The organism is Affinundibacterium amnicola (assembly GCF_014284275.1).
GTDB classification, from domain to species: Bacteria; Pseudomonadota; Gammaproteobacteria; order Burkholderiales; family Burkholderiaceae_D; genus Undibacterium; species Undibacterium amnicola.
Window position 1 is genome coordinate 275,598 of record NZ_JACOFU010000001.1, and the last position, 25,872, is coordinate 301,469.

The following is a 25,872-nucleotide window of genomic DNA, read 5'->3' on the forward strand; positions in this document are numbered from 1 at the left end:
CTTGCGTCAAATCAAGAAAAAAACCACATAGTCCGTTATGATTGATAGAACAATCGTCAGTATCTAGAATTTTCTATGCAATTAGCGCTTTCCCAATTTTATGGCAATCATCTTTCACGTTTTTTTAAGCGCGAGAAATGTCTTTGTTTTCATTGTAGCGAACGTATGCGTAAAGAAGGTGCTTTAACGACAGTGTTTCAACATGTGTCGCAACCAGTTTGTTGCCACGGTTGTCTTGCCGTATTGAATGCCATTGAGAAAAATGGTTTGGTTGATGAGTATCTACGCTCAAAACACATAGATCAAGGAAGTGCTCTCTGATGGCAACGGCTAACGCGCAGCCGTCTGCAGCTGAATCCTCTGACCCCGTAGAACGATTGCAAACCGAGTCACTCAGCGTCGCGGGTATTCGTTGTGCGGCTTGTATTCAATTAATCGAATTTCGGGTATCACAATTAGTTGGTGTTCATTCATTTCGAATTAATCCTATATCGCAAAAAGCCCAACTACGTTGGCAGCCAGATCGCTTGAGTTTGAAAAAGATTATTCAAGCAATCGTTGATCTTGGCTATGCGGCATTTCCGGCCAATCAATCCCTAAGCGAATATCAAGCAAAAGAAAAGAAGACGGCGCTTTGGCGTTTGTTTGTCGCAGGCTTTGCGATGATGCAAGTCATGATGTATGCGTTCCCAGCTTATTTGGTGCCAGTGCCCGAGATGGATGGTGACTTGACGCCAGATCTTGATCGCTTATTGAAGATTGCCAGCCTCATTATCACCATACCAGTTATTGGATTCTCTGCAGTGCCGTTTTTTCGCGGCGCGATACGCGATTTGAGACTGCGTTATATCGGTATGGATGTGCCAGTTTCCTTGGGTATTTTGCTGACTTTTTTTGCCAGTTGTTGGGCGACGTTTTTCGGTGGCGCTGTGTATTTTGATTCAGCCATTATGTTTGTTTTTTTATTGTTGGGCGCGCGCTTTATCGAAGATAACGTCAAACGAAAAACATCGGCAGCCCTCTCGGTATTAACGCAAATTTATCCCACTATCGCGCAGAAACTGGTTTCCTATCCTTCAGGTGAGCAAGTAAGTTCTTGTCGCGCCGATGAAATCTTGGTGGGCGACTATCTGTTGGTTCCTGCTGGTGAACAAGTGCCTTGTGATGGTGAGGTCGTTGAGGGAAATAGTGAGTGCGATGAAGCCTTAATGACGGGGGAAGCAAATCCAGTTGGTAAGAAAATGGGCGATCATTTGATTGCTGGCTCAGTGAATTTGCATAGCGCCTTGGTGATGCGAGCGACGCAAGTTGGTAATCAAACACAATTAGCGAATTTAATTGCGATGATGGAGTCGGCGACTTTAGAGAAACCACGTTTGGTCGCTTTGGCGGATAAGCATGCAAGTCGATTCTTATTCGCGATTTTGCTAATCGCTGTAGGTGCAGGAGTAGTTTGGGCGACGATAGATCCAAGCCGAGCTTTGTGGATAGGTATCAGCGTGATTGTGGTGACCTGCCCGTGCGCTTTGTCGTTAGCAACGCCTGGTGTAATGTCTGCGGCGATAGGTCAATTAGCAAAATTTGGCATGTTAGTGACAAAAGGTTCTGCAATCGAAAATTTAGCCAATTTGACGCATGTGATTTTCGATAAAACTGGAACTTTAACGTATGGCAAATTAAAAGTATTGAAAGCAGTTTATCTACAAACTGATCAGTTAAATTCTGATGAACTGAATCATCAAAAAGCACTTGTTGCCACTCTGGCCGGAATGTCATTGCATCCAGCATCAAAAGCAATTGCTGATAGTTTTGTTAGCCAACAGTTAAAGCAGTCAAACGAAGTTATTCAAGCATCGCTTGGGCAGAGTCATGAACTTGCAGGCGCTGGAATTGAACTTCGTTTTGCGGCGCAAACCTATCGTTTGGGACGTTTGGATTATGTGAAAGAGCTTAATCGCAGCGATTGGCAAATTCCGCATGCGTTTAGTAATAAGTCGGTTTCTGTATTTGCCGATCAAGATCAGATCTTGGCGTTTTTTGTGATGGAAGATGGTTTGCGTGAAGAGGCGATTGCTGCTGTGCGAGAATTGCAAGAGCAAGGAAAACACGTGACATTGTTGTCGGGAGATCGGCATGATGTCGTGGCGGAAGTTGCGGCACAATGTGGTATCTCGGACTATCGCGCAGAGTTAAGTCCTGCCGAAAAGCATGCTTACATTTTGCAATTGCAGCAGCGAGGTGCTGTGGTGGCGATGGTCGGGGATGGTATGAATGACGGTCCGGCATTGTCTTTAGCCAATGTGTCGGTGGCAATGGGGCAGGGGGCGCCGATTTCACAAACACGTAGCGATTGTTTGTTGATGTCGAATCGCTTGAGTGATTTGAGCTTTAGCATACAGCTGGCGAAGAAAGCCTACCGCTTGATCCGTCAAAATTTAGGCTGGGCCTTGCTTTATAATGTCATCGCAATTCCTGCCGCGGTACTTGGATACTTAGAGCCTTGGCACGCCGCATTGGGCATGTCCTTAAGTTCTTTGTTGGTGGTGGTGAATGGCTTGCGATTGCTGAATCTGAAACCAGCCGATTACGATTTACCACTTTCTTAAAATACATTCTTGAATCTACAAATAAACCGAATGGATATTTTGTATTTATTAGTGCCGCTGAGTGTGATTTTGGTTTTTGCCATCGGCGTCGTCTTTTGGTGGGCATTAAACCATCGTCAATTTGAAGAGCTTGACGATGTCGGGCAAAGCATTATTGATGATAAAGACGCTTAGAACATATCGAAACGCCCGACATCGTTCTCTACTGGTGAATTAAGAATATTCTTCTATGAGTTGCTGTGCCAGCATTTGGTAAGAAGTGTCTGACTTGTCTTGAATCGGGTATGACTTGGCTTGATGAATCAATTCAAAGTTTCTCGCGATGGCTTTTTGGTATGCGGGATCATAGTGTTGCGACAGCAATTGTTGAATTAGTTCTGTCATTTGATTATTTTCTGCGAGCGATGACCAACGTTCGATACGCTCCTTTCCATGTAAGTCTGTCAAACATCCTAATTGTGCGCGTAGCAGAGCAGTGTCATCAATAAAATGATGATAGTCATCGCGCAGTAAAGCGATACGCTCTTCCATAGCAAGCTGCAATTGAATACAAGGCGATTGGCGCATCTTTTCCATCATGGCATCAGGTACGCGCAAATTTCCCACTTTCTTACTTTCTGCTTCAACAAAAATGGGTTTGTTGAAATCAAAGCGACTCAAGTTTCGCCAGATTTCTGTTTCAAAATATTTTTGTGATGGCTGTCCATTTTCAGGTAATTTACCGAGTACAGAGCCACGATGTTGTGCCAATTTCTCTAGGTCGATTACTTGTGCGCCTTGTGATTCCAAACATTGTAATAAGCGACTTTTTCCTGTACCCGTTTCCCCACAGAGCACAGTCCACTTTGCTGCAGCCGTTAAACTTGGTAATTGTTGATTGACGAAACGTCGAAATCCTTTGTAGCCGCCATCAAGTTGCATCGCATGCCAGCCGATTTTTGCCATGATATGCGTCATCGAACCACTACGATTTCCACCTCGCCAGCAATAGATTAGCGGTTTCCAATCTTTTGGTTTATCGAGAAAATTCTGCTCAATATGATTGCCGATGTTCTTCGCGACCAAAGCAGCGCCGACTTTTTTGGCTTCAAACGGACTGACTTGCTTGTAAAGAGTGCCGACTCGAACGCGTTCTTCATTGTTTAAGACCGGACAATTAATCGCACCCGGGATATGATCTTCTGCGAATTCAGCTGGACTACGAACGTCTATAACACAATCAAAATCAGCCGGTGATGCGTAGGCTTGTTCGAAACTGATCAATCGGGATGTCGTCATCTTCTTAATAACTTTTGTAATGGACCCCAAACGTTTTCGAGCATTATTGGATGTGCTTCTGCTGTCAAATGAATCCGGTCTGGTTGAAAAAATTCCGCTTTATCAGCAACGCCTTTAAGAAAAAAAGGAACGAGTGCTGACTGAGTTTCCTTGGCCAATTTTGCGTACATCGAAAAGAATTTATCGGTATAAGCTTTACCGTAGTTAGGCGGGATTTGCATCGCTACCAATAGTGGTTTTGCTTTGTTTGCTTTGACCATTTGCAGCATGTCACGGAAATTTTGTTCGGACACGTTTAAATCTAATCCGCGCAAAGCATCATTGCCGCCAAGTTCAATAATCACAACACTTGGTTGATGAATTTTTAGTAGTGCGCCTAAACGTGCTTTGCCGCCACTACTGGTTTCACCGCTAATACTGGCGTTCACCACACGAGCATTTATTTTTTTGTCCTGCAGCTTTTTTTCCAGCAATGCGACCCAACCTGTACCACGTGCTAGCCCATATTCGGCTGACAAGCTATCGCCGAGCACAAGTAAGGTTTTTGGTGCAGAATGCGCATATCCTGAAATGATCGACAACGATAAAATCAAGCAAAGCGCACTGAAGATATTCAGTGTTTTCTTAAAATTTAAACGCATAAATTCAACATGAGCCTTTCTAATCAAAGCAATATTCCAGCGATACATGTGAAAAATCTGAGCAAACGAGTTGCAGACGCCACTGGTGAACTAACTATTCTACATAATATCGAGTTTTCTGTTGCTGCGGGAGAGACTGTGGCGATTGTTGGTGCCTCTGGCTCAGGTAAATCCACATTATTGGGTATCTTGGCAGGATTGGACACACCAAGCGAAGGAACCGTGGAACTCGGTGGTGTCGATATTTTCGCATTGGATGAAGATGGCAGGGCCTTATTGCGCAAGAATCAGCTAGGATTTGTTTTCCAGTCGTTTCAGTTGTTGATGCATTTGAATGCGCTCGAAAATGTGATGTTGCCGCTAGAGTTACGTGGTGATAAAGACGCGAAACAAAAGGCTGAACAGATGCTGGCTAAGGTCGGATTATCAAGCCGCTTGAAACACTATCCAAAATTTTTATCCGGAGGTGAGCAACAACGCGTGGCGTTGGCCCGTGCGTTTGTCACCGAGCCACCATTGTTGTTTGCCGATGAGCCAACAGGCAGCTTGGACGCGGCGACTGGCGAAGCTGTGATTCAATTAATGTTTGAACTGAATCGCGAGCGTGGCTCAAGTTTGGTTTTAGTTACCCATGACTTATCAATTGCTGCGCGATGTGGTCGTACGATTTCTATTGCTGCAGGCAGATTAATTTAGCGCTGCTGTCGCATTCTGAGGTCATTTTAAAATCAAAAAAGGCTCAATGTTTCATTGAGCCTTTTAGTTTAGAACCGGTAAGTCGCAACAGAGAAAATAGTGACTGGTGTACGTTGTGTCACAAAAGGATTTTTTGCTGGCGAATTCAGATGGTGCCGTGCACTGATTCCAGTCGATAGCGTCCAATTGGTATCGATATTCCAATTCCAGCTGCTGCCAATGCGTAATTCTGTGCGGCTAAGTGAATTCGCATTTAAAGAAAGATAGTGCTGTGACTGGCGCCAGTCTTGCATGCTTAAACTATTCTTCGATAAATTGTTTGGCGAGTTCCAATTGACGCTGAAAACTGCAGTCAACTCATGGCGCTTATTGAAAACACGATTCGCTTTTGCCGCAACGCTCAACTGAGTTCCACTTTGTTTGCCAACACCAACTGCAATTGCAGAGCCCAGTGCATAATTCGCGTTAATGCGGTAATTGACGAAAGCTGAAGTAGCGAAGTTAGCGCCAAATTCTGAATTGTTTGAGCTGCCTGAGTAATCTTCAAACGACGAACTGCGTTGGCGTTCTGTATCAAAACTCAAACCATAGTCCAGTTTGCCTGATTTCGAAAAATGGATTTTGCTTGAATTAACTTGATTGACGAAGAGGCCGCGTTTATTTTGTTTCGCTGGCGTATAGGACGCATCAAACGGCGAACTCATCGTGAGTGTTTGTGAGCTGCTAACACTGACAAGTGGTGTTTGATAGTAAGAATACGCAGGAACAGATACCGTTGAAAATTGCTCAGAGCGAAAATTCTGGGCGTGTGCAGAAGAACAAATTGTTCCCAACGCACTTAAAATCATCAGGTAAGCGATCTTTTTCATGATGTTGACTTTCGTTAAATATGCATCCATGCCAATGTCGCAATGCCCATTCCAGCTGCGGCAACAGTATAGGATGTGTATTCTAACCACTTTTTCTTTGTTAAAAGCGCAATTGCAGCTAAAGAAATAGCAATTTGTATAGCCGTCATTGCTTGTGCCCAACGATGATGTTGATGCAAGGCCGCATCCGATGCCTTTTCTAATTCTACTACCCTCAGCTCAAAAGCTTCAGCTTCTTTTTTAATCTGTTCTTTTTCTGTCTTATAACGATCAATTTCTGTTTTGTATTTTTCAACATCAATAGTTGGAAGTAACAATGCTAATTCGGCTAAATTTTGTTTATTAGACTTCGCCTGATAGTGACTCCAGCGATTTGATGCTTCAGTCTTATTGATCGCTGCACTATTTTTCAGCATGGCCGCAGAATTTTGCGTGGCGCCACCTTCATAGCCTAACAAAGCACCAACCGTTGCCATGATCGCCGTCATGACTGCAATTTTGCTTGAAAATTGATCGTTACTATGTGCTGCATGTTCTACTTCATGATCGTGTGGACCATGCACATGAAATCCATGTCCTGCCATTTCAAATCCTATTTTCTTGTGTAGGTGACGATTGCATAAGCGAGCTGATTGCTTTCGGCAATATAGTGTTGACGCTGACTTTCTTGCCAGATGGTGTCATCGATGCGCGGAAAGAACGCATCGCACTCAAAAGTATCTTGAATCTCTGTCACAATTAATTTTTGCGCTTTGTCGATTGCTTGCTGATAAATTTGTGCCCCGCCAATGACAAAAGCTTCAGGGCCTTCGCTTTGATTAATGGCCTCTTCGATTGATGAGACACAACTGACGCCATCTCGCTGCCAATCTTGATTGCGGCTAATGACGATGTTTTTACGATTCGGTAAAGGACGTCCAATGGAGTCGAAGGTTTTTCGTCCCATGATGATGCTATGACCTGAAGTCGTGCGTTTGAAATGCGCTAAGTCTTCAGGTAAATGCCAAGGCAATTGATTATGAATGCCAATACCATTCTTTTTGTCTGTGGCAACGATCAGTGTGAGGTTTGTCATCTTGATGTCAGTTTATACAGCAACAGGTGCTTTGATATGTGGATGAAAGTGATAGTTCCCAATCTCAAAATCTTCGAAGCGATAATCAAAGATTGATTCTGGCTGACGCAAAATAGTGAGCGTCGGTAAGGCATGAGGTTGACGTGACAGTTGCTCATTTACCTGATCCAGATGATTGCTGTATAAATGACAGTCACCACCTGTCCAGATAAAGTCACCCACTTCAAGATTGGTTTGCTGTGCCACCATGTGCGTCAATAGTGCGTAAGAGGCAATATTAAAAGGGACACCTAAAAAGATATCGGCACTCCGTTGATACAATTGGCAGGAGAGTTTGCCATTTGCCACATAGAACTGAAAGAACGCATGGCAAGGAGGCAATTTCATATGAGGAATTTCCGCCACGTTCCAAGCAGACACAATCAATCGCCTTGAATCAGGATTCGTTTTGATTTGTTGAATCAATTGCGCAATTTGATCGACATGTCCGCCATCTGGGAGTGGCCAGCTACGCCATTGAGAGCCATAGACCGGACCTAGGTCGCCATTTTCATCGGCCCAATCATCCCAGATTGAGACACCATTTTCTTTTAAGTAGGCAATATTGGTCGAACCCGCCAAAAACCAGATCAGTTCGTGAATGATCGAACGTAAATGCAATTTTTTCGTTGTAACAAGTGGAAATCCTTGGCTGAGATCAAAGCGCATTTGATAGCCAAATACAGAGCGTGTGCCGGTGCCAGTTCGGTCCGTTTTTACATGGCCATGTTCTTGAACATGGCGCATTAGATCAAGATATTGTTGCATTTTAATAAGTTTCGTTAAACGATTAATGTCGGACGATTCTGTAATTACGAAGATTACTAAGAATAATGCCTTGTCGAGGTCACCGACAAGGCATAGTTTTTTTCATGAACAGCAGTATAACAGTTCAGACGTCAATAATTTGTCCTGCATGTTCAGTGTTCCCAGGCGCGGTGAGGGGAATCGACATTTCAAAACGCGCGCCATGATTTGGTTCACTGCTGACTTTAATTTCACCACCCAAAACATTGGTAATAATGTTGAAAGTGATACTTAGACCTAGTCCGCTGCCACCTTTGCCAAACTTGGTGGTGAAAAATGGCTCAAAAATACGCTTGATGATATTCGGTGGAATGCCTTTGCCTGAGTCTTCGAACACAATTAAAACATGATCACCTTGGCGTCTTGCCATGCAACGCATATAGCCTTGACTCATGCCATCAAGTCCATGAACGACAGCATTATTCACGAGATTGCTAAATACTTGACCAAGTGGTCCTGGATAACTATCTAGTTCAATGTCATCTGGAATATCTAATTCCAAATTAAATGGTGTCTTGCGTAAGCTAGAGTGTAAGAGTGCAGCTAGCTCTTGGAATACAACAACCAAGGTAAATTTACGACGCTGCGCGCTTGACTGATCAACTGCAACCTGTTTGAAATCACCAACTAATTGTGCCGCTTGTTGCAAGCCACGCATTAATAATTTACTCGATTCTGTTGCGGCATCAACGTAATGTGATAGATCAGAACGACGCATCGTGCCGTCGGTCATTGATTTACCAATTTGACGGGTTTCGTCACTCAAGGTGCTGGCTACTAGCAGGCAATTACCCAACGGTGTGTTCAGTTCATGCGCAACACCTGCAACCATGGAACCCAATGCAGCCATACGCTCAATTCGTGCCAATTCATTTTGAGCACTATTGACACTGGCGAGGGCGGCTTCTAAATGATGATTCGCATTTTCCAACTCTTGTGTACGTTGACGTACTTTTGATTCTAAAGTGCCGGAATATTCCAATAATTGTTGGTTCTTAATTTCCAATTCGTTAAACGACCGTTGCAAAGCTTGTCGAGTGGCCTCTAAACTGACCGCTAAATGACCAATCTCATCTTTACGATCGAATGAGATTACTTCGTTGAGTTCACCGTTCGCCAATAAATCTGATTTTTCAATTAAGTCTTTGATGGGGCGCACTAATCGCCACTGCAATACGATATAAATACAAATCACGGATAGCAAAAACGAAATCGCCGTAAAAAAGACCGCCCGATTAAAGTTATCGGTAACTTCGGCATCCATAATTTCTTCGGTAAAGGTTAATTGAACTTCCCCAATCACTTGCTCACCGTGCGAGATCAAACGAGATTGCGTTCTGAATTTACCTTTTTGCGTATCTTTTCGAGAGTTGGTAATGAAGGTTTTTTTGTCGGGGAGTGTGATGACGTGAATTTCCGAAACATTCGGATTGGAAAACACAACTTCACTAGAATGCTTGGCGATTTCTGGCGTAATTTGCCAGACCGGTTCACTCAAAATAACAGCAAGAATTGCCGCCGAGCGTGAGTGATCATCTTCGAGTTTTCTTAAGCTGTCGTCCGAGATTGTACTAAGTTGAATCGGAATTAAAACGACAGAAGTAACGACCAAACCAAAGAACACCGCCAGAACAACAGCGAGACGTAAGGTAATGCGACTGAAAATTGAGGCAATCAAAGACGGTGTCTTCATTACTTAAGCTCCTTCTTTTTTTCCCAATGGCTCAGTAGCATACGTCGTCTTTCGATGCACAATGATTTAGCGATTTGTACTGCTAAGGCATGTGTTAGTTATAGGAAGGCGGGCTTGATCTTCGTTTATACAAAGCAATTATTTCTGATGGTAGAAGGTTTTAACAATTTGCACAAGTGACAGCGTTGAACTTGTGCAAATTCTATTCTTAGAGAGAGCAAAAACAGACATATTGATCCACTAATTTTTAAACAAGTGAAAAATTGTCAATCTTAGATCTAGTGATTTTCGCGTGCGTGATTAATGGTGTACTTTGGAATTTCGATGGTGATGTCTTGTTGACCGAGTTTTACTTGGCAAGATAGACGTGAAGTGGCTTCTAAACCCCATGCCGCATCAAGTAAATCTTCTTCGTCATCAGTCGATTCATTTAAAGAATTAAAGCCTTGGCGTATTACCACATGGCAGGTCGTGCAGGCGCAAGACATTTCGCAAGCGTGTTCAATTTCGACTGCATTTTCGACCAGTGCTTCACACAAAGATTTGCCTTCTTCGATTTCAATAGTCTTGCCCTCGGGGCAAAGTTGGGCATGTGGCAGGATAGTAATGATAGGCATAATATTTTTTTCGTGAAAATTATTCAAACTCGTTCAGGTTTTTACCTGCGAGTGCGCTGCGAACACTTTGATCCATGCGGCGTGCGGCAAATTCTTCTGTGCCATCGGCGAGTGCGGTGATAGCGGTTTTGATTGCATCGTGATCACTAGCTTGTTTGGTTTGACGCAGATTTTCAATCAATGTTTCAATTTCTTGTAATTCTTCTGTGCTGAGCAATTGTTTATCGCTAGCTAGGGCTGATTCAATTGCTAATAGTAAACGGTCAGCTTCAACTTGTTCTTCACGCAAAGCACGAGCTTGCATGTCACTGTCGGAAGCGCTGAATGAGTCTTGTAACATGCGTGCGATTTCATCGTCGGCTAGGCCATACGATGGTTTGACAACGATGGAAGACTCCACGCCGGAACGCATTTCTCGTGCGGAAACTGAGAGTAAGCCATCGGCATCGACTTGATAGGTGATGCGGATGCGCGCCGCACCTGCCGCCATTGGCGGAATGCCGCGTAATTCAAATTTTGCCAATGAGCGACAGTCGCTGACTAACTCGCGTTCGCCTTGTACTACGTGAATAGCGAGGGCGGTTTGACCGTCCTTAAACGTCGTAAATTCTTGCGCGCGGGCGCAAGGAATGGTGGAGTTACGCGGAATGACTTTTTCAGATAATCCACCCATAGTCTCTATGCCCAAAGACAAAGGGATCACATCTAATAACAACCAATCGTCACCCGCAGCGCGATTACCTGCTAATAAATTCGCTTGAATCGCGGCACCAAGTGCAACGACTTTATCCGGGTCGATATTCGCTAAAGGTGTGGTTTGGAAAAACTCTCCAACCGCTTTGCGTACATGTGGCATGCGTGTTGCGCCGCCAACCAGAACGACGCCATCAATATCATCCACTGTTAATTTGGCATCGCGCAAAACCTTGCGGCAAGGAGTGATGGTTTTGATGACCAGATTTTCTGTAATTTCGGTAAAAATGCTCTTGGTAATTTGCAGATGTACGACTTCGCCATTTGAGAGTTTGGCATCGATATAAGTTGAAGTCTGCGTCGACAAAATTTCTTTGGCTTCACGCGCTTTGACCATTAAGACCCGTGTGTCTGCATCATTCAATAAAGACAAACCCGCTTGCTGCAAAATCCAGCAGAACAAACGGTGATCAAAATCGTCGCCACCGAGAGCAGAGTCGCCGCCAGTCGATAAGACTTCGAACACACCTTTACTCATGCGCAAAATCGAAATGTCAAAAGTGCCGCCGCCCAAATCGTAAACCGCGTATACACCTTCGGAACCATTATCCAAGCCGTAAGCAATCGCTGCGGCGGTTGGTTCGTTTAACAAGCGCAGTACATTTAAACCAGCCAGTTTCGCCGCATCTTTAGTGGCTTGACGTTGAGCATCATCGAAATAAGCCGGAACAGTAATGACCGCGCCTACTAAATCATCGCCCAACGCGTCTTCGGCTTGTTGGCGTAATGTCGCGAGAATTTGTGCTGAGACTTCGACTGGGCTTTTGATCCCTGCAACGGTCTTCAATTGCACCATGCCAGGCTCATCATGAAAATCGTAAGGTAGATTTTCAGCATGGGCGATATCTTTTAATCCACGCCCCATTAAACGCTTTACCGAAACGATGGTATTTTTGGGATCCGTTGTTTGCTCTGCTTGTGCTTTAAAGCCGATGTGCGCGTGACCATTCGGTAAATATCTGACCACCGATGGTAATAATGAACGGCCTTCCTCATCATTGAGAATTTCAGGAATACTATTGCGCACTGTGGCAACTAAGGAATTGGTCGTACCCAAATCAATGCCAACGGCCAAGCGATGTTGGTGCGGGGCAGTGGACATGCCAGGTTCTGAAATTTGCAGTAATGCCATAATTTTTTCGTGAGGATGACGCGGTGCGTCGTCGGTCTTAAATTAATCGGTTTTATGGAGCTGAGGTCAGCGTAAGAATGACTTAGTCATCATATGCAGCGATATCGGCCAGAAATTTCTCTAAAAATAAACAAGCGCGAATGTCTTGTGCCGCTGTATGAAAATCACCACCAGCTATCGCCGCCCCCGCTTTTGTCGTTTGCGTTCTCAAACCCGCTTGCACTTCTTTTTCTAGCTGCATCATGGCAGTCATATCGTTACTGTGCCGAGCATCATCGAAGGCTTCGCGCCATTCCATTTGCTGCATTAAAAAACTTGCAGGCATGCTGGTGTTCGATTCCGTTTGCAAATCAACGCCATGTAAATGACACAAATAGGTCGCGCGTTTGAGTGGATCTTTTAAAGTTTGATACGCTTCATTGGCTTGCGTCGCCCATTGCATCGCCACACGCTTTTCTGCATCGCCCGCTTGTACAAATTTATCCGGGTGGACAGTGGACTGCACTTCGCGATAAGCGATATCGAGTTTTGTACGGTCTAGTTCGAAGCTGGTCGGTAAATTGAACAGCGCGAAATGATTCTGCATGGGATTTTGCATGGACATGAATATCGTCAAGCTAGCTTAAATCCGGAAGCTCTCGCCACAACCGCACTCGTCTTTGACATTAGGGTTGTAGAACTTAAAGCCTTCGTTTAAGCCTTCGCGCGCGAAGTCTAATTCTGTGCCGTCAATGTAAGGCAAGCTCTTAGGATCGACGAACACTTTCACGCCGTGGGTTTCGAAGATTTGATCTTCGTTACCGACTTCGTCGACATATTCCAATTTGTACGCCATGCCAGAGCAACCCGTGGTACGAACGCCGAAGCGCAAGCCTATGCCTTTGCCGCGACGTTCCATATAACGAATGACGTGTTTTGCTGCTTTTTCTGTCAGAGTAATCGCCATGATCTATCCAAATTGCGCTAAAACTGCGCGAAAAATAAGTTGAATAAAATTATTCAGCGCTATGTTTGTTTTTGTAATCGAGTACAGCTGCTTTGATCGCATCTTCTGCCAAAATAGAGCAGTGGATTTTGACCGGTGGCAATGCCAATTCTTCAGCGATTTCGGTGTTCTTGATGCTCAAAGCTTGATCTAAAGTTTTACCCTTAACCCATTCTGTGACCAAAGAAGAAGAAGCAATCGCGGAACCACAGCCATAGGTTTTAAACTTGGCATCTTGAATTACGCCATCCGCACCAACTTTAATCTGCAATTTCATCACGTCGCCGCAAGCAGGTGCACCAACCATGCCAGTACCGACAGTGTCATCACCTTTTTCAAACGCGCCAACGTTACGTGGATTCTCGTAGTGATCCAATACTTTTTCTGAATATGCCATGATGTTTCCCTCTTAAATTAGTTAATTAATGCGCGGCCCACTGGATAGTAGAAATGTCGATACCGTCTTTGTACATATCCCACAGCGGTGACAATTCGCGCAATTTGCCGACTTTGGATTTCAAGAGTTCTATCGTGAAATCGATGTCTTCTTCTGTCGTAAAACGACCAATGGTAAAACGAATCGAGCTATGCGCTAATTCATCGCTACGACCCAAAGCGCGTAAAACGTAAGACGGTTCCAAACTGGCAGAGGTACATGCTGAGCCAGACGATACCGCAATATCTTTAATCGCCATGATTAAAGATTCGCCTTCGACATAATTGAAACTCATATTCAAATTATGTGGAACGCGGTGATCCATGTCGCCATTGATGTAAGTTTCTTCGATCTCGCTCAAGCCTTTTGCTAAGCGATCACGCATGGCGCGAACGTGGGCTAATTCGCTAGTCATTTCTTCTTTAGCGATGCGGAAGGCTTCGCCCATGCCAGCGATTTGATGCGTCGCCAAAGTGCCTGAGCGTAAGCCGCGTTCATGACCGCCACCGTGCATTTGCGCTTCTAAGCGTACGCGTGGTTTGCGACGTACATACAAAGCGCCTATGCCTTTCGGGCCATAAGATTTGTGAGCAGAGAAAGAGACTAAATCGACTTTGACTTTTTCCAAGTCGATTTCAACTTTGCCCGTTGCTTGTGCCGCATCTGAATGGAAAATAATGCCTTTTTCCCGGCACAATTCACCGATTTCAACAATCGGCTGAATCACGCCAATTTCGTTATTCACCCACATGACAGAAACTAAAATCGTATCAGGGCGGATTGCTTCTTTTAACTGTTCGATTGTGATTAAACCATTGTCTTGAGGTTGCAAGTAAGTTGCTTCAAAACCCTGGCGCTCTAATTCACGTACTGTATCCAATACAGCTTTATGTTCGGTCTTCACCGTAATGATGTGCTTACCTTTACCTTTGTAAAATTGTGCAGCACCTTTTAGAGCGAGATTATTACTTTCTGTCGCACCAGATGTCCATATGATTTCACGGGAATCCGCATTAACCAGCGCAGCCACGTGACCGCGTGCCGCTTCAACAGCTGCTTCCGCATCCCAGCCATACGCATGACTGCGTGAAGCTGGATTACCAAATTGTGCGCGTAAATATGGAATCATCACGTCGGCAACGCGCGGATCAACCGGGGTCGTCGCTGAGTAATCCATGTAGATAGGAAAATGCGGTGCTTTCAGCGTGTCGATCAAAGTTTTTGTCAATGGTATGGATGTAGTTGCGGCAGTCATTCAAAACTCCAAATTTTAGGAAATGGTGCGTTCGGCGTGTCCGTGACGAACGATAACAATAGGTTTATCTTGGGCTTTTTGTTTTTGTTGGTTGACCAAGTCTTGCAGAGAAACAGAGTCTAAATAATCGACCATCTTGGCGTTCAAAGTCGCCCACAAATCATGCGTCATGCAGTGGATGCCATTGTCATGATCACTGCCATGGCAATTGCCTTTGCTGCCGCATTGAGTTGCATCAAGTGGCTCATCGACTGCGATGATGATGTCCGCGACCGTCACATTTTGCGCTTTGCGGGCGAGATTGTAGCCGCCACCTGGACCGCGTACAGATTCGACGATTTCATGGCGACGCAATTTACCGAATAATTGCTCAAGATACGATAAGGAAATATCCTGGCGTTGGCTAATGCCTGCCAGTGTGACCGGTCCATTGTCTTGACGTAAGGCAAGATCGATCATGGCTGTGACAGCAAATCGGCCTTTAGTGGTTAGACGCATGAGTCAATACTCCAAACTTGTTTAGTGATGCTGGGTAATAGTGATGAATAAACTTTAATCCCGAGCATTTGACTCAAGTATAGCAAACTTGAGTAATCTTGTCAGGTACTACCTGTTTTTACAAAAGGGAAGGGCTGTGCGGGAGGGGAGGCGAACTTGGGAGTTCGCCTCTATGAGAAATAAGGCTTAGAAATCGAACTGTGCTGAGATTTTATAAGTACGCGGTGCGCCAGGGAATAAATAGCCACCCAAACTTTGCGTTACATCACGCCAGTAGAATTTATTGAAAGCATTGTTGATATCGAAGCGGAAAGTGCTGACGACGCCGTTTAACTGTGTCGTATAGCGCGAGCCAAGATTAACGACGTTATATCTAGGCACCGTGACTTTGTTATCGGGGCTAAATGATTTGCTGCCTGAATATTGCCAGGATGCTGTCAAGTGCGCGCCATTTAAGATGCTTGGTGCGTAATCGGTGTAGATCGTGGATTTGAAACTCGGCACATTGGTCACGCGTTTGCCGTCTATTGTCGCATCGCCTGTATTATTTTGACGCGCATTAATTGCAGTCGCGCTGGCACCTAGTGTCCAATCTTTGCTTAAATTACCTTGCGCTGACAACTCCAGTCCGCGGTGTTCTGCTTCGCCCACACTGACGTAAAAATTGGCGGCATTAGTGTATTCCAAAGGCTTAGTGATGCGGAATAGTGCGGCGGAATAGCTGAAGTCACGGCTCAATGCTGCCTTGATGCCAACTTCAAGTTGCTTTGATTTGCCAGCATCGAGCATAAGATTTTCATTTTTGGTGCCAAATGGCGCTACACCACCATGCTCCAAGCCTTCGCTCGCGCTGACGTAGGTGTTCATGGAATTGTTGAGCTTCAACACCAGGGCGAAGTTGGGAAGGTTGTAGCTTTGTTCGAAGTTGGGGCTGCCTGCTTGCGCGCGATCCACCTTGAGGTGGCGCAGTCCTACATGTAGGTCGAGTTGATTGCTCAAACTCATGATGTCTTGTGCGAAGAGTGAAGTTTCTTTATCAGTCCGACGTAAAGAAACTGGTCCAGATTTGCCATTCGTTGGCGGAATCGAAACGGGGTGAAATAAATTGCTGCTGCCAGCATAGTCGTATAGGTAATCGCCAAAATAATCGCGACGTTGAGAGTTGCTTAAGCCGATTGCCAACTTATGCAGAACATCGCCAGTGCTGAATTTGCCGTTGAGCAGAGCTTGCGCGCCGCGTAGTGATTTGGATTCGTTCAAGCTGCGATAGTCGTACACGTCGTAATCACCATTTGCGCAGTAGCCAGGAAACAGATTTTGCGCCTGACACCCATAGGGAAAAGCCGTGTAATCATCGCGCTTGAATTCGTGATGATTGCTGGAGATGGCCGCGGTCCAGTCACTGTTGAGTTGATACTCAAAACGCAGGCCGATATTGCGATTGGTCGTGTCAACTGGCTTTGCCCATGTTTGATCGTTTAACATCAAGTCGGCGGAAATGCCGCGCGGTAGATCGGTGCCATTAAATAATTGAAATCCAGGTACCGATAATTGCGATTTGTGTTGATGGTCGAGATCGATCTGGAATAGGGCTTGCGGGCTAATTTGCCAGTCAAATGCGGCGGATACGAATTGACGTTCGCCGTCAGCACCTTTGACGTAAGAGCGTAATTTTTCCCCTGCCGCGTTGATGCGATAGCCAAATTGTTTGTCATCGGATTTACCGCTGAGATCGACTGCGCCATACAAAGTGCCGCGTTCGCTGGCTTCTAAAGTGATGGTGCGCACTGCGGTATTTCTAGGGCGTTTCGTTACATAATTTAAGATGCCGCCAGGCGTCGTAAAGCCTGCTTGCAAGCCGCTGATGCCTTTTAGAATTTCCAAGCGTTCTTTATTTTCTAAAGGGATGGAGGCGTCGCCCGGAATTGCAAATCCATCTTTGCGATAACTCGATGCATTGTCGAGCGCAAAACCGCGAATGGAAAATTGTTCTGCGTAGCCGATAGCGTTGTAAGCCTCATTTACGCTAGCGTCGAATTTCATGGCATCGGTAGTTTGGCGAATTCGTAAATCTTGCAATTGATTGGCCGAGAAAACCGTGATGGAGAGTGGAGTGTCTTGCAAAGCATTCTCAATAAATCCACCAATTTTACTGATCTCTGTTTTTCCGCTACGGCTACCGCTAATTACCACTTCTTGCAAAGTCTGTTCTTTGCTTTGGGCGTAGGCCGCTGTGGAAATGGTAAATGCTTGCGTAACTGCGATGGCAGTTAGACTTAATTTGAAACAGCTGCGGAAACGTGGATTCGACATGATGTGCTTTTCTACTTGGTTACGTCTGGATGAACCGAGCAAAAAAGAGGGCGGATGAGCAGAGTCATCTTGCGCTTCCCTTCGCTGGCATTATCCAGATCAGGTTCAAGGGACTATCTCACCCATACAGAAACGTACAGGACCCCTAGCGAAGGCGCGACTTTAACATAAAACCGCTTTGAGCGCCTTGTGTTGGAGTGTGCGATGACATGTGATGCATATGCGATGTATTTGCGGAAATGAAAAAAGCCTTGTATTTCTACAAGGCTTTTTATTTGGCTCCTCGACCTGGACTCGAACCAGGGACCTGCGGATTAACAGTCCGTCGCTCTACCAACTGAGCTATCAAGGAATAGAAGGTTCGCTTCTAAACTTTTATTGCACTACATCTCTATTTCTAGAGCTACAAAATTCTGTGGCTCCTCGACCTGGACTCGAACCAGGGACCTGCGGATTAACAGTCCGTCGCTCTACCAACTGAGCTATCAAGGAACAGAGACAAACATTATAGGGAGATTTCCTAAACTTGTCAAAAGTTTTTGGAGCTGTAATGTGATTTGAGAGGCTGAAAGTTGATTCCGTCTTATGGTTTTTAATCGATATTTCTGATCGCTGCGTTGGATTTGATAAGGAGTTTGTTTTTAGCATAAAGTGACAAATACTGATAATATGTACAGCTAAGTCTCGTGATTTACAGCTTCACGCCTGATTGCTTATGTATTGTGGTTGGATTAAATGACTTATTCTTGTTGTTTGACTGGTTAATTGAAGGTTGCTTATGAGTGAATTAATCTCTGTTGTTCCCAAAGACGTTGAGGCTAAGTTCGTAACTTTTCCCGATTCGCCTTTTCAGCTGTGTCAAATATTTGAGCCTGCTGGTGATCAGCCGACTGCAATTGCGCAATTGGTAGAAGGAATCAATGACGGCTTGTTTTTCCAGACATTGTTGGGAGTAACTGGTTCTGGTAAGACTTACACGATGGCGAATGTCATTGCCCGTACCGGACGACCTGCGATTATTTTTGCTCCGAATAAGACTTTGGCGGCGCAGCTCTATAGTGAGTTCAAAGAATTCTTTCCACGTAATGCGGTTGAGTATTTCGTCAGCTACTACGATTACTATCAGCCAGAAGCTTACGTGCCGCAGCGCGATTTGTTTATTGAAAAAGATTCCGCAATCAATGAACATATTGAACAGATGCGTTTGTCTTGTACTAAATCCCTGATGGAGCGGCGCGATGTGATCATCGTGGCGACTGTCTCGGCGATTTACGGTATTGGTAATCCTAACGAATATCATAAAATGATTTTGACCTTGCGTGCCAAGGACAAATTAAGTCAGCGCGATGTGATTGCTCGTCTAATTCAAATGCAATATACGCGTAATGAAGTCGATTTTGGTCGCGGCACCTTCCGTGTGCGTGGTGATACGATTGATATTTTCCCGGCTGAACATGCTGAACTCGCAGTGCGTCTTGAGATGTTTGATGATGAAGTTGAAAGCATCGCCTTGTTTGACCCATTGACTGGACGTGTTAAACAAAAAATTCCACGTTTTACCGTGTATCCAGGTTCGCATTATGTGACACCGCGCGAAACGGTGTTACGGGCGATAGAAACGATCAAAGAGGAATTGCGTGAGCGCCTCGATTTTTATCGTCGTGAAAATAAATTGATTGAAGAGCAGCGCATAGAACAGCGTACGCGCTTTGATTTGGAAATGATGGCGGAGATTGGCTTTACGAAAGGCATTGAAAACTATTCTCGTCATTTAAGTGGTGCTAAACCCGGCGATCCACCTCCGACTTTGGTTGATTATTTACCTGCCGATGCCTTGATGTTTCTCGATGAATCGCATGTGCTGACCGGACAACTCAATGCCATGTATAACGGTGACCGTTCGCGTAAAACTAATTTAGTTGATTATGGATTCCGTTTGCCTTCGGCTTTAGATAATCGCCCGTTGAAGTTCGAGGAATTTGAAAGCAAGATGCGCCAGACCATCTTCGTATCTGCCACGCCAGCGGAATACGAAAAACAGCACGCTGATCAAGTGGTGGAGCAGGTGGTACGCCCTACAGGCTTGGTTGATCCGCGCATAGAAGTTCGTCCCGCCATGACGCAAGTTGATGATTTGATGAATGAAATCACTTTACGCGTGAAGTTGAATGAGCGGGTTTTAGTGACGACTTTAACCAAGCGCATGTCCGAACAATTGACGGAGTTTTTGGGCGATAACGGCGTCAAGGTACGATACTTACACAGCGACATTGATACCGTAGAGCGGGTAGAAATTTTACGCGATTTGCGTCTCGGTGCCTTCGATGTTTTGGTCGGGATTAACTTATTGCGCGAAGGTTTGGATTTGCCCGAAGTGTCTTTGGTGGCGATTTTAGATGCAGATAAAGAGGGCTTCTTGCGTTCTGAACGCAGCTTGATTCAAACTATAGGTCGCGCTGCACGTAACTTAAACGGCACCGCTATTTTGTATGCGGATCGTGTCACCGATTCTATGCGCCGCGCGATTGATGAAACTGAGCGTCGTCGTGCTAAGCAAATCGCCTTTAATACTGTCAACAATATTACGCCGACAGGTATCAATAAGAAAATTAAGGATATCATCGACGGGGTATATAGCCAGCAAGACGCGCGTGATGAATTGATGGTGGCACAAGAGCAGGCCAAGTACGAAGCGATGAGTGAGAAGCAGATTAGCAAAGAAATTAAGCGTTTAGAAAAACTTATGCTGGATCACGCGAAGAATCTGGAGTTTGAACAAGCGGCAAAAGTGCGTGATCAATTAGCGATTTTAAAGGAGCAGTTATTTGGTGCTGGTGGACATGATAATGTCGCTTCTATCATTGGTCGATAGTGTTTCATGAATAAAAAAGCCGGATGATTCCGGCTTTTTTATTGGAAATAAATCTTAAAAAATTTAGCCCTCTGCAATCCGCTTGGCAATATGCGCTAAAGCTTCTTCGACCTGATCAATCAAAATCAAGCAAAGGTCGCCTTCACCCAAAGTTGATAAAGCAGTGTCAATTGCGATAAATTCGCCATTGATTTCTTGGATGTCAGTCGTGCGTTTTGCATTCGCTAAACCTGAGCGTAATAGTGCAACCACTTCACCATCAGCACGCCCGCGCTGACATTGATCTTGATACAAAATCACTTGGTCGAAGGCGTTGCCGAGAATCTCAGTTTGCTGACGAATATCTTGATCGCGTCGATCACCAGCGCCACTGATGACGACTGAACGACGTTTGCCAGGCATGCTTTCTACCGCTTGTACCAAAGCGGTAATCGCATCTGGATTGTGACCGTAATCGGCAATTAAAGTCGCGCCGCGATAATCAAAGACATTGAATCGACCTGGTGCATTGTCGCTATCGTTCATAAAGGTTTTTAAGCCTTTGCGAATCGCATCCCAAGAGATATTGGTTGCCCATGCTGCAGCAACTGAGGCCATCACGTTTTCGACTTGGAATCCGATTGAGCCGTTGCGCGTAATCGGGACATCTGAAAGAGGAATTCGTTGAATTAGTTTTCCTTCGACAGCCACGATCTCATTATTTTCAATGTAGACGACGCGATGACCTTTGACGCGATGCGCCGCCATGATCGGTAAGTTACTTTCGACTGCGAAGAAGGTCACGGCACCGGTGCAATTACTTGCCATGCCTGCGACGATAGGATCTGCAGCGTTTAAGACCGCAACACCGTTATCGGCGACATTTTGTACGATCACCCGTTTTAATACGGCCAGATCTTCTACTGTGGTGATGTAATTTAAACCTAAGTGATCACCAGAGCCAATATTGGTCACGACCGCCACTTTGCAACGATCATATGCGAGTCCTTCGCGGAGGACACCACCACGCGCGGTTTCAAACACCGCTGCATCGACATCTGGATGCGATAACACATTACGTGCACTACGTGGACCACTGCAATCACCACTATCGATTTGGCGACCTTCCACATACACACCATCGGTATTGGTCATGCCAGTACGTAAACCGCTGGCAGTCAATAAATGGGCGATCAAGCGTACCGTGGTGGTTTTACCATTGGTGCCAGTCACTGCAATGATAGGAATGCGACCATCATCGCCATCGGCGAACATGGCAGACACAATCGCTTCGCCAACTGCGCGGCCCTTGCCGAAAGAAGGGGAGAGATGCATACGTAAACCAGGTGCGGCATTGACTTCCACCACGCCGCCATTTTGCTCTTCGATCGGTTTTAAAACACTATCGCATACTACGTCAACGCCACAGATATCTAAGCCCACCATTTGTGCCGCAGCGACTGCGCGCGCGGCAACTTCTGGATGGACGTCGTCAGTGACATCGGTGGCCGAACCGCCAGTCGATAGATTCGCATTATTCCGTAAAACGACGCGAGTGCCTTTTGTCGGTACAGAGTCGGCGTCATAACCTTGTTTCGCTAAGCTTGCTAAAGCGATGTCATCAAATCGAATTTTGGTCAAAGAGGTTGCATGGCCACTGCCACGGCGTGGATCTTTATTCACTTGCTCGACTAATTCTCGCACTGAGTGAGTGCCATCGCCAACCACTTGCGGTGGATCACGGCGTGCTGCTGCGACTAATTTATTTCCAACGACTAAGAGGCGGAAATCATTACCGGGCAAATAGCGCTCGACCAAAATATCATCACGGAATTCACAAGCGGCAGCATAGCCAGCTTCTAATTGTTCACGTGTGGTGACGTTGACGGTAACACCTTTGCCTTGATTGCCATCTTTAGGCTTGACGACCACTGGCAAGCCAATTTCTAAAGCAATTTTCCATGCGTCTTCCACGTCGATGGCGGTACGCCCAAGAGGCACTGGCACGCCTGCAGCATCGAGTAAAGTTTTGGTGAGTTCTTTATCTTGCGCAATCGCTTCGGCAATAGCACTAGTGCCATCCATCTCAGCAGCTTGAATTTTGCGTTGCTTACTGCCCCAGCCAAAGGTCACAAGACTGCCGCTGGTCAGTCGACGATAGGGGATATTACGAGCGACTGCAGCGTAAACAATGGAACCCGTTGATGGGCCCAGGCGCAAGTCTTCATCGAGTTCACGTAACTCATGCAACGCGCTTGCTAAATCGAAACTGCTATTAGTTAGCGCAGCATGACAAAGTTTTTCGGCGAAGTCGAAAGCAAGACGGCCTACATCTTCCTCTGAGTATTCAACAACTACTTGAAAAATACCGGGTTCTAAAGTTTGCGTGGTTCTGCTAAAAGTAACCGGGCAACCGGCCTGTGCCTGTAGCGCTAAAGCCGCCAATTCAAAAACACGCGCTAAGGGAATTGCGTCATCGTGTCCAGTTGCTTGTAATGGGCCGATTTCTGGAAATAAGGCGCGTAAGCGCGATTCGAAATCAGAAATTCCGCTAATTGATAATTCTTCTGGTGTGCAACGTACGATGGCTTCCACCGCTGTGTGGTGACTCCAGAGGTTAGGGCCGCGTAATGCCCTGATTCGTGAAACTTCCATAAACCTTTATCCTATCTAGTGGCGATAATGCCCAAAATGTCCGTATATGACTTTCAGCCGAAAAATGGCTAAGTCTAAGCCAGGGTTTTAATAGTGTTTTTTTGGTGGATTAGAATCAAAATTTCTTAAAGCTGCAGCAATGATGTCTGGTGTTATGTCTAGCGCCCATGCAGCCGCAACTGCGGCCATGATCGCCTCAGGTTGTTCAGCTTTGGAAGTCTTTAATGCAGACAAGGACATCAGTTTTTGCTCTGTGCTTCCCGTCGCAAGTATGATTTCCTGATCACGTAAGTACACCGCACGTTTACCTAATTGCAGATGTTTGCAAATTGCAGGATTGTGGGTTGATAAACCGTAGAAGATCACTTCACCATCAGATAATTCGGCTAATTCTTCGGCCTCATTAATCGAAGCATTAATTACTGCACAGCCGTGAGGTAAAACGACGTCAACTTGCGAACGCATTACTTTAAACATCTGCGCTGCTTCGGTGATGTAAAAATCAGAGAGATTTTCATAGCCATCAAGATCAGTAACCACGCCAACATTACATTTGTCGTAGGCAAGACCATCGTTCAAAATGCACTTTGCATTGGTTTCGAATACCGCGGCCTGTACATTGCGATTTAGTAGTAAACGCTGACCAGCATTCCAAGAAGTGCAATCTGTCTTTACCACTTGACGTTGATCAAGGTATAGACCATCGGTACAAGCGACGCCGGAATATTTGCCTTCCATTGTGAGCATGCTTGCCACCAGGCGAGAGATCAGGCTTGTTGCTTTGCTACCTGCAATGCCGACGATAGGCATGCGACCGTTGTCTTCACTACCAAAAAGATGTTCAATAATTGCGCCACCAATATCACGAGCTTTGCCGACGGCGGGTTTTAAATGTGACAGCAGACCTGGGCTCGCATTGACTTCAATAATTGCGCCGCCTTGTTCTTGCAATGGGCGCGAAATGTCTTCACAGACCAGGTCGATGCCCGCAATATCCAAACCAACAATACGAGTCGCTAAAGCGACCAAACGAGCATTTTCAGGATGGACTTCATCCGTGACGTCGATCGCCACATTGCCATTCGGTTGAATTAATACTTTTTGATCTGCGGCGGGTATAGAGTCTGCAGTCATCCCTTGACGCTTTAAATCTAAAATGATTTCAGCACTTTGGTCTGGTTTTACTCGTCCAAGTGGAAATTCTTCAGTTTCACCACGGCGTGGATCTGTATTGATCTGTTGTTCGACTAATTCTTTAATATTGGATTTTCCATCGCCGATGACCCAAAGCGATTCTCCCTTAGCAGCAGCAACCATTTTATTGCCAACTACTAATAAGCGATGCTCATCTCCGACAATATAACGTTCGACGATGACACTCTTGCTATCACCTTGATGCGCTGCGATCTCATATGCAGCAACGACATCTTCTTGTGTCATTAAATTTAAGGTGACGCCACGACCATGATTGCCATCGTAAGGTTTAATCACTACTGGAAGGCCGATATCCTGTGCTTCTTCCCATGCTTCTTCAGCACTGCGGACTAAACTTCCTTCGGGAACCGGCACGCCACATGCTTTGAGGAGTGATTTGGTCATGTCTTTATCACTGGCGATGCTTTCTGCAATCGCGCTGGTACGATCAGTTTCTGCTGTCCAAATACGTCGTTGTGTGGCGCCATGGCCCAGTTGCACCAGATTGCCTTCTGTTAAGCGAATTGAGGGAATGTTGCGATCTGTCGCGGCATCCACGATGTGGGCGGTGCTTGGCCCTAAACATAGCGAATCGACCATGTCGCGTAATTTTTCTAATTCAGTATCAAAGTCGTAAGAACGATCTTCAATCAATGCCATCAATAGATCACGTCCCATTGTCAGTGCAGCGCGACCTACTTGTTCTTGACGAGTACGGAAGGCCATCTTGTAGACGCCTTCAATATGTGTGGAACGGGTTTGGCCGAAGCCAGTCCGCATCCCAGCCATATTCTGCAGTTCAAGAACCACATGCTCCAGAATATGACCGACCCAAGTACCTTCTCTTAAACGTTCGAGAAAACCGCCAATTTCACCCACACCACAACGATGTTGTAATAGACCGGGCAATCGCGCGGTTAATCGCTCATAAAGGCCAGGTAATTGATTGGAAGGGAGTTGTTCGAATTCGCCAATATCTAGCCAAACTTCGATCACAGGACGATAAGTCCAAATATTCGGTCCGCGCAAATGAGATATGCGAAGCGGAGTGATGTCTTTCTTTTTTGTAGTCATGAATGTCAATTTTAGTATTGAATAGTGAAATCACCATTCGCTTCAATTTTTTATTGGAACCAAATTTGCTTTTGTTTGCTTAGCCATGTGAATAACGTGCTGTGCATATTTCAGGCTGACAAGCATTGTTAATTTCAGCAAATTTGAAAAAATCTCGTCCGAGCTTGCTGGTATACTTCTACCAATTACAAAAACAAATAATCTCCTTGATCTTGTTTTCCTGTCGACAGAATACCGTAATTTGTCGTTACAGTCATACAGCTTGATGCAATCTTCTACAGTTTTAGTTAGCTTAGGTGAGGAATAGCGCATTATCTCGTATGCATACGCAAAAATAAGTGCGGTTTTTTTAATATTTTGTTGGGTTTCTGCTGTTTGCAAATTCCCTTCTATGGAGTTTTCTTT

At 45.3% G+C, this 25,872-nt stretch carries 23 protein-coding genes, 2 tRNA genes and 1 riboswitch; of the genes, 5 read left to right on the plus strand and 20 right to left on the minus strand.

Annotation, left to right across the window (positions count from 1 at the left end; all coding sequences use genetic code 11):
• The first annotated feature begins 75 nt into the window (after positions 1–75).
• The 3 genes from H8K33_RS20210 to ccoS are packed head-to-tail and all read left to right on the plus strand — an operon-like array spanning position 76 to position 2,780.
• A complete protein-coding gene (locus H8K33_RS20210) occupies positions 76–321 on the plus strand; it encodes a heavy metal translocating P-type ATPase metal-binding domain-containing protein (protein ID WP_390320079.1) in 246 nt (81 codons plus the stop codon).
• Entirely contained in the window at positions 321–2,606 is a 2,286-nt protein-coding gene (locus tag H8K33_RS01240) for a heavy metal translocating P-type ATPase (RefSeq protein ID WP_186889165.1), read from the plus strand. Before H8K33_RS20210 ends, H8K33_RS01240 begins: the two co-directional genes overlap by 1 nt.
• A gap of 9 nt (positions 2,607–2,615) precedes the next feature.
• The gene (gene ccoS / locus H8K33_RS01245; protein WP_343043767.1) at positions 2,616–2,780 is read left to right on the plus strand and encodes a cbb3-type cytochrome oxidase assembly protein CcoS; all 165 of its coding nucleotides are present in this window, start codon (positions 2,616–2,618) and stop codon (positions 2,778–2,780) included.
• Positions 2,781–2,819: 39 nt separating this feature from the next.
• Here ccoS and mnmH read toward each other — a convergent pair whose 3' ends face one another.
• Positions 2,820–3,884 carry a tRNA 2-selenouridine(34) synthase MnmH gene (gene mnmH / locus H8K33_RS01250; protein ID WP_186889166.1) on the minus strand — a complete coding sequence of 355 codons (1,065 nt, stop codon included), beginning with the start codon at positions 3,882–3,884 and terminating at the stop codon, positions 2,820–2,822.
• Positions 3,881–4,525, minus strand: a complete 645-nt coding sequence (locus H8K33_RS01255; protein WP_186889167.1) for an arylesterase — start codon at positions 4,523–4,525, stop codon at positions 3,881–3,883. Before H8K33_RS01255 ends, mnmH begins: the two co-directional genes overlap by 4 nt.
• A gap of 9 nt (positions 4,526–4,534) precedes the next feature.
• Between H8K33_RS01255 and H8K33_RS01260 the strand changes: the two genes are divergently transcribed.
• The gene (locus H8K33_RS01260; protein ID WP_186889168.1) at positions 4,535–5,221 is read left to right on the plus strand and encodes an ABC transporter ATP-binding protein; all 687 of its coding nucleotides are present in this window, start codon (positions 4,535–4,537) and stop codon (positions 5,219–5,221) included.
• Between the two features lie 68 nt (positions 5,222–5,289).
• Here H8K33_RS01260 and H8K33_RS01265 read toward each other — a convergent pair whose 3' ends face one another.
• From H8K33_RS01265 to H8K33_RS01335, 15 genes are all read right to left on the minus strand, one after another.
• Entirely contained in the window at positions 5,290–6,120 is an 831-nt protein-coding gene (locus H8K33_RS01265; protein WP_222613242.1) for a MipA/OmpV family protein, read from the minus strand.
• Positions 6,105–6,566 (minus strand): DUF4337 domain-containing protein, encoded by a 462-nt coding sequence (locus H8K33_RS01270; protein WP_343043768.1) that lies wholly within the window; start codon positions 6,564–6,566, stop codon positions 6,105–6,107. Before H8K33_RS01270 ends, H8K33_RS01265 begins: the two co-directional genes overlap by 16 nt.
• A 116-nt stretch (positions 6,567–6,682) precedes the next feature.
• Positions 6,683–7,165, minus strand: coding sequence for a dihydrofolate reductase (locus tag H8K33_RS01275; RefSeq protein WP_186889171.1), 483 nt, complete (start codon positions 7,163–7,165; stop codon positions 6,683–6,685).
• 12 nt (positions 7,166–7,177) lie between these two features.
• Positions 7,178–7,972 carry a thymidylate synthase gene (locus tag H8K33_RS01280; RefSeq protein WP_186889172.1) on the minus strand — a complete coding sequence of 265 codons (795 nt, stop codon included), beginning with the start codon at positions 7,970–7,972 and terminating at the stop codon, positions 7,178–7,180.
• Positions 7,973–8,096: 124 nt separating this feature from the next.
• The gene (locus tag H8K33_RS01285) at positions 8,097–9,704 is read right to left on the minus strand and encodes a sensor histidine kinase (protein WP_186889173.1); all 1,608 of its coding nucleotides are present in this window, start codon (positions 9,702–9,704) and stop codon (positions 8,097–8,099) included.
• 278 nt (positions 9,705–9,982) lie between these two features.
• Positions 9,983–10,321, minus strand: coding sequence for an ISC system 2Fe-2S type ferredoxin (fdx, locus tag H8K33_RS01290; protein ID WP_186889174.1), 339 nt, complete (start codon positions 10,319–10,321; stop codon positions 9,983–9,985).
• 19 nt (positions 10,322–10,340) lie between these two features.
• Positions 10,341–12,206 carry a Fe-S protein assembly chaperone HscA gene (gene hscA, locus H8K33_RS01295; RefSeq protein ID WP_186889175.1) on the minus strand — a complete coding sequence of 622 codons (1,866 nt, stop codon included), beginning with the start codon at positions 12,204–12,206 and terminating at the stop codon, positions 10,341–10,343.
• 82 nt (positions 12,207–12,288) lie between these two features.
• Positions 12,289–12,792, minus strand: coding sequence for a Fe-S protein assembly co-chaperone HscB (gene hscB / locus H8K33_RS01300; protein ID WP_186889737.1), 504 nt, complete (start codon positions 12,790–12,792; stop codon positions 12,289–12,291).
• 36 nt (positions 12,793–12,828) lie between these two features.
• A complete protein-coding gene (gene iscA / locus H8K33_RS01305) occupies positions 12,829–13,152 on the minus strand; it encodes an iron-sulfur cluster assembly protein IscA (protein WP_186889176.1) in 324 nt (107 codons plus the stop codon).
• 49 nt (positions 13,153–13,201) lie between these two features.
• On the minus strand, positions 13,202–13,588 hold the full coding sequence (gene iscU, locus H8K33_RS01310) for a Fe-S cluster assembly scaffold IscU (protein WP_186889177.1): 387 nt from the start codon (positions 13,586–13,588) through the stop codon (positions 13,202–13,204).
• A gap of 25 nt (positions 13,589–13,613) precedes the next feature.
• Positions 13,614–14,882: an IscS subfamily cysteine desulfurase gene (locus tag H8K33_RS01315; RefSeq protein WP_186889178.1), complete on the minus strand. Its 1,269-nt coding sequence runs from the start codon at positions 14,880–14,882 to the stop codon at positions 13,614–13,616.
• A gap of 15 nt (positions 14,883–14,897) precedes the next feature.
• Positions 14,898–15,380 carry a Fe-S cluster assembly transcriptional regulator IscR gene (gene iscR, locus H8K33_RS01320; protein WP_186889179.1) on the minus strand — a complete coding sequence of 161 codons (483 nt, stop codon included), beginning with the start codon at positions 15,378–15,380 and terminating at the stop codon, positions 14,898–14,900.
• Between the two features lie 186 nt (positions 15,381–15,566).
• A complete protein-coding gene (locus H8K33_RS01325; protein WP_186889180.1) occupies positions 15,567–17,693 on the minus strand; it encodes a TonB-dependent siderophore receptor in 2,127 nt (708 codons plus the stop codon).
• A 59-nt stretch (positions 17,694–17,752) separates the two neighbouring features.
• A riboswitch (TPP riboswitch) is annotated at positions 17,753–17,850 on the minus strand.
• Positions 17,851–17,969: 119 nt separating this feature from the next.
• A tRNA-Asn gene (locus tag H8K33_RS01330) sits at positions 17,970–18,045 on the minus strand.
• 64 nt (positions 18,046–18,109) lie between these two features.
• Positions 18,110–18,185 (minus strand) — tRNA-Asn (locus H8K33_RS01335).
• 286 nt (positions 18,186–18,471) lie between these two features.
• On the opposite strand from H8K33_RS01335, the gene uvrB reads away from it, so the two are divergent.
• The gene (uvrB, locus tag H8K33_RS01340; protein ID WP_186889181.1) at positions 18,472–20,565 is read left to right on the plus strand and encodes an excinuclease ABC subunit UvrB; all 2,094 of its coding nucleotides are present in this window, start codon (positions 18,472–18,474) and stop codon (positions 20,563–20,565) included.
• Positions 20,566–20,628: 63 nt separating this feature from the next.
• Here the strand turns inward: uvrB and cphA are convergent, their stop codons facing one another.
• The 3 genes from cphA to H8K33_RS01355 form a co-directional block, all read right to left on the minus strand.
• On the minus strand, positions 20,629–23,199 hold the full coding sequence (gene cphA, locus H8K33_RS01345; RefSeq protein ID WP_186889182.1) for a cyanophycin synthetase: 2,571 nt from the start codon (positions 23,197–23,199) through the stop codon (positions 20,629–20,631).
• Between the two features lie 87 nt (positions 23,200–23,286).
• A complete protein-coding gene (locus tag H8K33_RS01350; RefSeq protein ID WP_186889183.1) occupies positions 23,287–25,467 on the minus strand; it encodes a cyanophycin synthetase in 2,181 nt (726 codons plus the stop codon).
• 42 nt (positions 25,468–25,509) lie between these two features.
• The gene (locus H8K33_RS01355; protein ID WP_186889184.1) at positions 25,510–25,848 is read right to left on the minus strand and encodes a hypothetical protein; all 339 of its coding nucleotides are present in this window, start codon (positions 25,846–25,848) and stop codon (positions 25,510–25,512) included.
• Positions 25,849–25,872: the final 24 nt, after the last annotated feature.